The organism is Paenibacillus sp. oral taxon 786 str. D14 (assembly GCF_000159955.1).
GTDB lineage: Bacteria > Bacillota > Bacilli > Paenibacillales > Paenibacillaceae > Fontibacillus > Fontibacillus phoenicis.
Window position 1 is genome coordinate 43,261 of sequence record NZ_GG695982.1, and the last position, 11,430, is coordinate 54,690.

Below are 11,430 nucleotides of genomic sequence, written 5' to 3' on the forward strand. Positions count from 1 at the left end.
CATGTGACCGACACGTCAAGTGACTCCTTCGGTCGCAAATTCCCCACAATTCGCATCTCCCGTCTTACGCATTTGCGCATATATTTCCTCAGTCAACCCAAACAATAATGAAACAATATTTCGAAAAAGATTTACAAAAGAATATTTATATAATATAATCATATAAAAACGGAACAAAAATCGTGAGAATAGTCATCCATCCAAAATATCGCGGGTCTTTTCTTGATGTAAGAACGCTGCTCTGTAACGGGAAGACAGCGAGGTGAAGCATGGTGCATGGGCCTTTCGAAAAGGGAATTTAAGAAGCCGTTGGAAGGTCTGGTTGTTTTGGAATTCAGCGAACATTTGGCCGGACAGATTGCCGGATTGCGGTTGGCCGATTTGGGCGCAAGAGTGATCAAGGTCGAATGCTCGAATACACAAAGGCGGAAAACAGAGTTTTTTTCTACATATAACCGCAATAAAGAAAGCTACGCATTTGAGTTGAACGATCATGGCCAACGGTCATTGGAACGATTGCTGGAGAAAGCTGATGTATTGATCGTGAGTCTTACCGGGAATGGTTTGCAGGAATGGCAGCCGGAAGTTGAGCGTGCATTTGGATGTCAACCTGGAATCATTTATGGGCGAATCACTGGATACGGACAGGATGAATGGAATGCGACGGATGAATCTCAAATTACTGAACGATTGGATGACGATCTATTTATACAATCGTTTGCAGGGATTCCATGGTTAAACGGTGATCGTGATGATCCACCCATTCCGTTTCCTCTTTCCGTCGTGGAGAAGTTGACTGCTGTCAATCTCGTTCAAGGCATTTTGGCTGCGCTGGTTCGTCGTGCCACCTGTTCAGGAAAAGGTATGCAAGTGGAAGTCAGTCTGTTGGAGTCGGCGATTGATTTGCAATTTGAACTGATCACCACATTTTTGAATGATGGAAGAAAATTGCCCGAACGAAGCCGAGTCAGCAACGCTCATGTATATCTTGCGGCACCGTATGGGATTTACGAGACCAAGGCAGGATACTTGGCTCTCGCGATGGGGTCGGTCATACAGTTGGCGAAATTGTTGAATTGCGACACCCTGTTGCCATATGCCGACCCGGAAAGCTGGTTTACACAACGGGATGAAATCAAACGACATTTGTCCGTTCATCTGAAACAAAAGACAGCGTCCGAATGGGTTTCGTTGTTGGAAAAAGGCGGCTATTGGTGCATGCAAGTGCAAACAGTGAATGATTTGTTGGATCATGACGCCTTTCATGTTTTGAACATGGTGCATCCCGTAGAGGATTCATACGGTCAAATGAACAAGGCGTTTCGTTGTCCGATCCGAATTGACGGAAACCTTTTGGTCTCGCCGAAAGGGCCCCCGTCTTTGGGAGAGGATACTACTATAATAGAGCATTCGCTTTGTCAAAGTTGATGGTGTATGACTCCGTTCATTAACAGTTTTCGTTTCTCCGGTTGTTCGATTCGCCAAGGAGGATTCCATGAGTCATTGGCCTTTGCAAGGAATCGTGGTGGTGGATTTCAGCCAGTTTTTGTCCGGTCCATATGCCAGTCTGCGTCTTGCCGATTTGGGGGCGCGGGTTATTAAAGTAGAACGGCCCAACGGAGGAGATATCTGTCGATATTTGTATACATCTAATCTTGAAATGGACGGAGACAGTTCCTTGTTTCATGCAATTAATCGGAACAAGGAAAGTTATGCAGCAGATTTGAAAAATGAGGATGATCGAAAAAAAATAAGAGCTTTGCTAAAGAAAGCCGATGTTGTCATCCAGAATTTTCGTCCAGGTGTAATTGAACGTCTTGGTTTTGGATATGAACAAGTGCGCGCCTTAAATCCGCGTATTGTCTATGGATCAATTAGTGGTTATGGGAAAGAGGGGCCGCTGGCTTCAAAGCCCGGGCAAGATTTACTTGTGCAATCTTTCGTAGGGTTTCCCTGGCTGGTAAATGATATATTTCCCAAACCGGTTCCCTACGGTTTGCCCATAGCAGATTTGATTACAGGGGCCTATTTGGCTCAAGGCATTTTGGCGGCACTGGTGCGACGGTCCGTAAGTGGGGAAGGGGCATTGGTTGAAGTCAGCATGTTGGAGTCCATGCTGGATTTGATGCAAGAAATGATGCTTGATAAACTCCAATCGTCGTCATTACCGATAGACAGCGAACGAAAAGGAAACAGGTCTGCACGAATGCCTGCAGGTATTTATATGACGAAAGATGGTTTTATAGCACTCGGGTCGATTTCCGTTTCCTGTTTGGTTGACGTATTGAAACGTATGGGAGAACTCCAAGAAGGACAAAAGGAAGATTTCGATGAGATTGTAAAATTGTTGAGTCAAAAGTGTTCTTCCCATTGGATAAGGAATTTTCGTCAATATGGCGTTTTTTGTGAACGTTTACTTGATTGGCGGGAATTACTGCAGCATGAAAAGTTCAAAGCATTGGATATGACGATGGACATTTCTTTGTTCAATCATACGAAGATGACGATGCTGGCTTGTCCGTTGCGACTGGACGGACATCGACCGTATTCCGTAAAAAGAGCACCAAAGTTGGGAGAACACAACCGTTCTATTGACCTTTGTCTGGCCGGAGAGGATCTTTCATAGAACAATTATCTTTTTAAACAAAATATAAAAATGAATGTGGTGTTGAAAAATGCAATTCAATGGAATGACCTGGTCACATGAAAGAGGATTGAATCCGTTGGTCGCAGCTTCACGCGTTTTTCAGGAGAGAGAACCGGGGGTACAGATCCGATGGGATGCGCGCTCATTATCCGATTTTGAACTTTATCCACTCGAGTTGCTGGTCGATCAATACGATTTCCTTATGATTGATCATCCGCATATCGGCACCGCTGTGGCGAAAGGGCTGTTGCTTCCACTCGATGAACTGATTGAAGAGGAATTTTTACTTGATCAAGCTCGGCATTCCACCGGATTAAGTTACGCCAGTTATACATTTAACGGGAAACAATGGGCGCTTCCCGTAGATGCTGCTGCACAATTTAGTGCATATCGCAAAGACTTGATCGATTCCAACAAAATGTTCGTTCCGAGTAACTGGAATGAAGTGCTCGAATTGGCGAAGCAAATGCCTGCCGGCCTGACCATTGGAATGCCCTTGGTGCCGGTACATGCTTATTCTTCATTTTTCACACTCTGTGCGCAAATCGCTGGACGAGCTTATTGGAGTGAGGCGTTGGATCTTCCTATCGAAATTGGCGAACAAGCGTTATCAATCATGAAGGGGCTGATGCCCTTCCTTCACCCTGCATCGGTTGATTGTGATCCGATCGGCATGCTTGACCTGATGGGAACGAAGAATGAAATTGTCTATATACCGCTTATATATGGTTATGTCAATTACGCAAAAGAAAAGTTTCGGTCACATGTGATCACGTTCGACAATATACCTTCGGATTCCGGCATCCCTTCTGGAAGCATGATCGGAGGTGTCGGCCTCGCCATTTCTTCCAGGTGCCGTTACAAGGAACTGGCAGCGGATTTTGTCAAAATGGTGGCTTCGCCATCGTTTCAACGAACGACCTATTTTATGAATGAGGGACAACCGGGTCATAAGACGGCATGGTTGGACAGCGAAGTGAACCGATTGTGCGGAAATTTTTTTAAAAACACGCTGGATACCATGATGCACGGTTCGTTGCGTCCCCGCTTTGATGGATACATCCTGTTTCAGGAGCAGGCCGGGCATCTGATCCGAGAAGTTTTAATAAACCGATCATTTGACGGAAAGACGGTGATCCGAAAGTTGAATGAAATGCATCGGGTAGCAAGAGCCGGTTGATATTCGTATGCGAGGGGGGGGAGAACATTGAACTTGTTGGATGGAATTGTCGTTCTTGATTTCAGTCAATATTTGGCGGGACCGGTGTCAGCACTTCGTCTCGCTGATTTGGGCGCCCGCGTCATTAAAATCGAGCGGCCGGGAAAAGGAGATGGAAGCCGACGGTTGACGTTATCCAATCTGCGGGTTGACGGGGAAAGCACCGTATTTCAGTGTATGAATCGCAACAAAGAGAGTTATGCGGCGGATTTGAAAAACCCGGACGATTTAGAAAAAGTTCGAAGATTGGTACAAAGGGCAGATGTCATGATTGAAAATTTTCGGCCGGGTACGATGGAAAAATTGGGGCTTGATTATGATTCAGTGAAGCAGCTAAATCCGGGAATCATCTATGGCAGCATTACGGGTTACGGAGCGGATGGCCCTTGGAAAAATAAACCGGGGCAGGATTTGCTCGTTCAAGCGATGTCCGGGCTTGCATGGTTAAACGGAAACCGGGATCAGCCACCACTTCCGTTCGGTTTGGCGGTTATTGATTTGCATACCAGTTCCATGTTTGTCCAAGCCATACTGGCACTGTTGTATCAACGGAATACCACCAGAAAAGGGGGATATGTGGAAATCAGCTTGATGGAAGCGGCGCTGGACTTTCAATTTGAGGTTCTGAGTGCCTATTTGAACAGTGAAACACCCCAATTGCCTGCCAGAAGTGAAGTGCACAACGCCCACGCTTATTTGGGAGCGCCTTATGGTATCTACCAAACCAAAGACGGACATCTGGCCTTGGCAATGGGATCGATTGTGGAACTGGGAAATCTGTTGCAATGTGATGAATTGTCAGCATTTTCAGATGAAAAATCGTGGTTTGAACGAAGGGATGAAATCAAACGAATCCTGGTTCGTCATTTGAAAACCAAAACCACTCGCGAATGGCTGGATATGCTTGAACCGGCGGATTATTGGTGTGCGGAGGTGATGGATTGGGATCAGGCATTGAATCATGAAGGGATAAAAACGCTGGACATGTTTCAGGAGGTGATGCGTTCCAGCGGCGCGATCTTCAAAACCACGCGTTATCCTGTAAGGATAAACGGACAAGTATTGAAACATGCCAAAGGAGCCCCCAACGTGGGGGAAGATACGGAACAAATTAATCGTTCGTTTCAAATTGGCAATTCCTGAATCGGCACATTGATCATCGATAAACCTTGAAATGGAGAATAAACGGTGAAAACAAAAGCAATTCATTTTGAAGTATCGAACCGTATCGCCACAATTACACTTTGCCGTCCTGAAAAGTTAAATACCGTAACGCGCGCCATGGGGGAGGAATTGACCAGACTCGGTCAAGAGATCAACTGTTCCCCCGATATCAGAGTAGTTGTACTGACCGGTGAAGGAAGCAAAAGTTTTTCGGCAGGCAGCGATATGAAAGTGCTGGATGATTATGGTACACCTTGGGAATTGCGCAATCGGGAAGATTACTGTATGGCTATCCGTAACATTCGCAAACCGGTCATCGCCATGATCAATGGTTATGCTATCGGCGGCGGTCTGGAGCTTGCCCTTCATGCGGATATTCGGATCGCCTCGGATCATGCTGCTTTCGGTGCCGGCGAGATTAAATGGGGGTGGATAAGCGGCAGCGGATGTACCCAATTGTTGCCCCGTTTTGTCGGCGCAGGGAAAGCGGCTGAAATGATCTTGACAGGCAGGGTTTTAACAGCGGAAGAAGCGTTCCGATACGGATTGGTGGAGCGGGTTGTATCGCCTGACAAGTTGAAGGAAACCGTTTACGAAATGGCAGAAACGATTGCCGGTTACAGCCCGATTGCTGTAGAAAGCGCGAAACTTGCCTTGAGAGCTGCCATGAATATGCCATTAGATGCAGGGCTGCAATACGAAAACAGTTTATTTTCGTTTTGCTTCACAACAGAGGACAGCAAGGAAGGCAAACAAGCGTTTACAAAAAAAACGAAAGCCGGTTTTTAAGGGCAAGTAAAATGAAGACATGAAAAAGGGGCAACCAGAAATGATGAAATTCCATAAAGACGGGATGGATCACTATCATTTGTACATTGATGGTAAATGGGTGGAATCGAAATCAGGAAAGTGGATTGAAGTACAGAATCCAGCCAATGAACAAGTGATCGCCAAGGTGACGGATGCGGACAAGGATGATGTTCAAGCTGCGTTGCAATCGGCACAACGGGCTCAACAAGCTTGGCAAGCGATGCCGTCTGTACAAAGAGCGGAATATATTATGAAGCTGGTGGAAGCGCTGCGGCAAAAAAGGGACTATTTCGCCAGGTTGCTTGTCATGGAGCAAGGTAAAACGTATGGAGAAGCCCTTGGTGAAGTTGATGATACGATGGCTTATTTCACATTTGCAGCGGAATCGGCCAATAAATACAAGGGCGATCTCTTGCAACCGACTCATGAAGACGAACTGGTTATGGTACAGAAAGTGCCTTACGGCGTCACGGTCGGTCTATGCGCCTGGAATTATCCTCTGGCTTTGGTCGGACGCAAACTGGGGCCGGCGCTTGTCACAGGTAATACGATGATTATAAAACCACATGAACTTACGCCGATTGCATCACTGGAATTTTTCCAGCTTATTCACGAAGTCGGTTTTCCGCCAGGCGTTGCCAATATCGTGACAGGCAGCGGTACTGAGGTTGGCCAGATGCTGGTTACCAGTCCTATAACGAAACTGGTTAGCGTGACGGGAAGCGTGCGAGCCGGTCAAGCGATCTACAAATCGGCAGCGGATAACATCACCGCTCTATCCCTTGAACTTGGGGGTAAAGCGCCATTTATCGTCCTTGAAGACGCGGATGTCGATTTTGCCGTTGAAGCTGCGGTAAATGCAAGGTTTACAAATTGCGGCCAGGTTTGTATATGCAACGAGATGGTTCTTGTTCACGATAAAGTCGCTGATGAATTTACAGAAAAACTCGTAAACAGGGTGAAAAAGCTTAAAGTGGGCGATCCATTCGATCCTGAAGTGAATATGGGGCCCAAGGCCAGCCCTGGCGATCTGGATAAAATCGACCGCATTGTCCAGGAATCGGTGGCAAAGGGCGCGAAGGTTGCAATTGGAGGAAAGCGGCCGACCGGTGGCATTTTCGATAAAGGATACTGGTATGAGCCGACTGTATTGGTTGATGTGAAACCGGATATGGCAGCCGCCCGGCAAGAGATATTTGGACCGGTGTTGCCAATTGTCAGAATTTCCAGTTTTGAAGAGGCGATTGAAATCGTTAATGCCAGTCCCTACGGATTATCCGCATATCTGTTTACAGAAGACTACAACAAAATGATCCATGCGACGAACGTTTTGCAGGTTGGCACGGTGTTTCTGAACCAGAACATGACCGGTTGCATCAACGCCTATCATGGTGGACACAAACTGAGCGGAATCGGCGGAGAAGACGGGGAATACGGCATCGAAGGTTATTTGCAAAAACGGACGATATATATGCGGTATAAACGATTCAACCAGACAAACGGAAACAGCCAAGTGGACGAGAAACGATAAAGTCGTCAGACGCAGATGCCCGAATCGGCAAGACTCACTTTTGTCGCAGCATGATTCGGGCATTACCAAAGCGTTGACCGGAAGGTCACTTTTGCAGTTGCAAGCTTGATCCGACATCCTCTGCAATATTCAACAAGTGATTATCAAGGCAGCGACAAAATCGATGCATGAAAAATGAAGGAAGGGAGATTGTTATGGCAATATTGAAGAAATCAAGAAAATTCATGCATATTTTGCTGGCAGCAGCCTTGGTGGTGATGGCTGTTGTCATTCCGCCAGACAATCGGGTATTTGCAGACGTGAATGATGATAACTTGCCAGAGCCTATCAGGATTGACAAAGCGGATTTCGATACGATTCCAGATGTGGCCCATTATTACAAAGAAAAATACGGAGAAGATGCGGTCAGCTATTATGAAAGCGTTAACGGTGAAAGAAGAATCCAACGCATCAATTTCTTTCAATATCCAGAAGGTGACTATTTGGAGGTAAATGGAGAAGTCATCCTTGATATTCCGGCCAGAGACGTCAGGATATGGAGACTGTTTGGCGACGTCCGGTTTGAGGGATCGGCATCAAGGGAGATGGAACTTTATATTATCGATCCCAATGGAGTGGAAACCCAGTGGACCATTTTCAAAAACGGCGGCTGGACTGATGGTAAAACGGGCCTGTATACGAACTATACCAAAATGGGGTTCCAGGAATCCAACTCGTCGGAGAGCATTCTTTACCCTTGGCTGGTTAAAGATGAAACCGGTGACATCATTTATGAAGGTTATAAGATGCGAATCGTTGGCAATGGATCACTTCGAAGCATTTATCACTGGGAAGAAGAAGGGGTTCCTCTCGAATTTGATGTTTCCGCCTGGACGGTGCTGGGAGGAGATAAACCCGTATTGCCTGTAACGGTTGCCGTATATGCTGATATCAATTTGAGTATGAACGGCGTGAACAAATTGCCGGAAGAAGTGTTCAAGCGCTATCACGTTAACAGCGGCCCCATAGGTGTAGAGCAAAACAGCGGTGCGGTCACGCTTCTGGATGAAGCTTATCATAAAGTAACGAAAGATTGGGGCTTCATCCCGGGACGGGGAGCGTTTCATTTCAGTTTGCTGAACAATTATGCCGGCTTGAAGGAAGACCCGAACAACCTTGGGTATTCGGATTTCTCGGAAGTTTATGAAGTCTACGCGAAAAATCCGGATGCCATCAAAAAATTCGACAGTTTGTATCCGACAGTCGGCAAGGATTATGTCCTCACACTGGATGGTTGGCCGCGATGGACCTGGGAAGATCCGGAATCCAACGGATCTGAACATTTTGGAACACCTGCTTACGAACATTTTGATGCCGCCGCAGACGCTGCAGCCAAAACCATTAAGAGCATTGATACCCGATTTGACGGAAGAGGGCCGAAGTATGTCGAAGTGAAAAACGAATCGACCATTCCGCAAGAATGGTGGTTTTTCGTGACCGAACCGGACAAGGCATGGGATTATTTGGCGGAGTTTCATAACAAAGCGGCTAACGCTATCAAGAGCGAGAACCCGGACGTTTTGGTGGGCGGCCCCAGCAGCGCATTCATGTATTTGGAAAAAAACGACTTCCAGGAAGCCAGAGAACAACTGGAATTTATGGATAAGACGAAAGATACACTGGATTGGTATTCCCATCATTTTTATGAGAATTCACGGCTGATCATTCATGACCGCGAAAACAACCCTGACGGGTTTTTGAGCGGTAGGTTGGAAGCTGTTCTGGATTTGTTGAACGCCCACATGGTGAATACGGACAACGTAAAACCAATTTATATCACCGAAGAAGGCACATATAATACAGCTGGAACAGACATTGATTACTTCCAGAAGCTTGTGGCCTTTAATGGTTATATGTTGCGATTCATGGATTATTCCGATTCCATTGGCATGTTGGTTCCATATTTGTATCCGGTTATTAACTGGAAACCGAATGCGAATAACACGTTCTATCGCTACACCGATTCCACTTTGACCGGATTGCAGGAAGAGATGACTCCGCTTGAAGCGTATGTAGATATGTGGAAAGATTATCGGGGCGCGTTTTTGCTGACACAAGACGATAATGACCGCGTATTTGCCAACGCCGTTCGTTACAATGACACCGTGTATGTAGCAGTGCACAATTTGAACGCTCAACGGGTCAATCTTGACTTGAACGTATACACTGGCGATGCGGAAATTGCGAGTGTAAAAAGGAAACATTTCTTCCTCGAGAAAGGTGTGCTGACGTACGAGGAAGAAACGGTCAACGACCTTGATAACGTCTATATGAGAGTACAAGAGATGAGCGTATTCGAAATTAAGCTGGACCGCTCGCCCGAGTTTAAGCAAACATGGGAACGGAAGTTTTTTTACGCTCCTCAGGAATTGCAACCTACCAGCAAGAATGAGGCAATTCAATTTACCATAGCTACGCAAACAAATCAGTTGAAGCGTTCCACCTTGCGAATTGGTTTCGGGAAGAGCGGAAGCGGTTTTTCCGGGGATATGACGGTGGAAGTCAACCCGGGTACCGAAAGCGAGCAACGTTTTTATCTGGATCTGGAATGGACCAATAAACCCGGAGACCTTCTGACCTTCGCCGAGTTTGAACTGGATCCGGACAACGTTTTATCCCAGAATACGATTGATATTGCGATCCCTGAAGACGGCGGATACATTACAAGTGTCCAATTGATCAACTATTACGAAAAAGAAGCGCCGATTGGTGCGGATACCTCGTCATTAGTACAACCGATTGCGGATGCAAAGGCGAAACTGAATTCAATTGCTGTTTCGGAAACGGGAAGTGAACTTGAACCGGGTACAGAATGGGTTCAGCCGTATATTCATGACACGCTCAGTATTGAAGTTACCAAGGCGGAAATTGTGAAAAATGACCAACTTGCCACACAAGAAGAAATCACGCGTGCCGTAAACAATCTCGAATTTGTCATGCAGATTTTTGAAGAAAACACGAACATCAGAGGGTCATCAACCGGCATCAAAGGAGCCAAAATCTCCTTTGAAGACGAAGAAGAAGCCGACTATACGTATGATTCTAATCTCATCAACGTAACGATTGGCCCGGAAGGCGCCACAGACGGGGGCAAGGCACTCAAGGCAGAGTTTACGGAATTTATAACTTATGGATGGGATTCGAGCGGAGATTATTCAGCAACCATCGACTTTACCGCGTCGGAAGAAGGTTGGAATCTGGACAGCGGACCGATTTCCTTCGATGTAACGAACCTGGAAAATGCTGCAACCCAGCTGCGCGTAGATGTCGAGGACGCATACGGCAACAAGGGGATGTACTATTTCACTATTTCGCCAAATGAAACACGGTCGATTGAAATTTCAGAATTTGGCCCAACGGATGCCAGCTGGTTGACAGACGGTTATTCGGCCAGATCGAAGGCCATCGACACGACGAATTTGAAAAAACTGCGATTTTACGTGTTTGTACCTGAACAAGCGCCGTTGAACAAAGCAACTCTTGCCTTTGACAACATTGTAATCGGAGTGGTTTCAAACGATTCAGATAACGGGAATCAATCCGATAACAATAACACTGCGCCAATAACACCTCCTGTATCCGATGCAAACAACCTGGATATTTTAATCAACGGGAAGAAAATACCAAATATTTTCCGGGTTGAATTTGAAAAAGTGGGAGACCAAACGACAACAACGGTGACGGTCAAGAAACAATTGTTTGATAGCATCTTAAATGAAATGGATGAAAATGCTTTAATCACTATACCGATTACGACCGAATCTGATGCTGTGTTCGTACATTTGGACGGCGAAATATTGGACGGATTCAATCAAAAGAACAGTACGATTGAAGTGGTGAGCGGCCGGTATTCCTATAAGCTTCCAGCCAAACAACTTGTAACAGACGAAGGTAGTTCTCCGGAAAAGGTCGAGTTTGTGATAAAGATTAACAAAGCGGATGTTGAAACAGAAAAGACATTAGAAAATCTGTCCAAACAAAACGGGTTCTTAATCGTTGCACCACCGGTCAACTTCGAAG

The 11,430-nt window shown here is 46.0% G+C and carries 7 protein-coding genes; all 7 read left to right on the forward strand.

Annotated features, from left to right (window positions below; all coding sequences use genetic code 11):
- Positions 1 to 276: 276 nt before the first annotated feature.
- Positions 277 to 1,428, forward strand: a complete 1,152-nt coding sequence (locus tag POTG_RS15075; protein ID WP_009225695.1) for a CoA transferase — start codon at positions 277 to 279, stop codon at positions 1,426 to 1,428.
- 67 nt (positions 1,429 to 1,495) lie between these two features.
- On the forward strand, positions 1,496 to 2,626 hold the full coding sequence (locus tag POTG_RS15080) for a CaiB/BaiF CoA transferase family protein (protein WP_009225696.1): 1,131 nt from the start codon (positions 1,496 to 1,498) through the stop codon (positions 2,624 to 2,626).
- A 49-nt stretch (positions 2,627 to 2,675) separates the two neighbouring features.
- Positions 2,676 to 3,827, forward strand: a complete 1,152-nt coding sequence (locus POTG_RS15085) for an ABC transporter substrate-binding protein (protein ID WP_009225697.1) — start codon at positions 2,676 to 2,678, stop codon at positions 3,825 to 3,827.
- Between the two features lie 27 nt (positions 3,828 to 3,854).
- A complete protein-coding gene (locus POTG_RS15090; protein ID WP_009225698.1) occupies positions 3,855 to 5,009 on the forward strand; it encodes a CaiB/BaiF CoA transferase family protein in 1,155 nt (384 codons plus the stop codon).
- A 45-nt stretch (positions 5,010 to 5,054) separates the two neighbouring features.
- Positions 5,055 to 5,819, forward strand: a complete 765-nt coding sequence (locus POTG_RS15095; protein ID WP_009225699.1) for an enoyl-CoA hydratase/isomerase family protein — start codon at positions 5,055 to 5,057, stop codon at positions 5,817 to 5,819.
- A gap of 40 nt (positions 5,820 to 5,859) precedes the next feature.
- Positions 5,860 to 7,371: an aldehyde dehydrogenase gene (gene aldA / locus POTG_RS15100; protein ID WP_009225700.1), complete on the forward strand. Its 1,512-nt coding sequence runs from the start codon at positions 5,860 to 5,862 to the stop codon at positions 7,369 to 7,371.
- A 194-nt stretch (positions 7,372 to 7,565) separates the two neighbouring features.
- Positions 7,566 to 11,430, forward strand: a 3,865-nt coding sequence (locus POTG_RS24425) for a hypothetical protein (RefSeq protein WP_036645707.1), incomplete at its 3' end; no start/stop codon positions are given.

What these genes read in the sequence shown, in the direction of transcription:
- POTG_RS15080 (WP_009225696.1), top strand. Translation starts at nt 1,496, where the DNA reads ATGAGTCATTGGCCTTTGCAAGGAATCGTGGTGGTGGATTTCAGCCAG.
- POTG_RS15085 (WP_009225697.1), top strand. Translation starts at nt 2,676, where the DNA reads ATGCAATTCAATGGAATGACCTGGTCACATGAAAGAGGATTGAATCCG.
- POTG_RS15075 (WP_009225695.1), top strand. Translation starts at nt 277, where the DNA reads ATGGGCCTTTCGAAAAGGGAATTTAAGAAGCCGTTGGAAGGTCTGGTT.
- aldA (WP_009225700.1), top strand. Translation starts at nt 5,860, where the DNA reads ATGATGAAATTCCATAAAGACGGGATGGATCACTATCATTTGTACATT.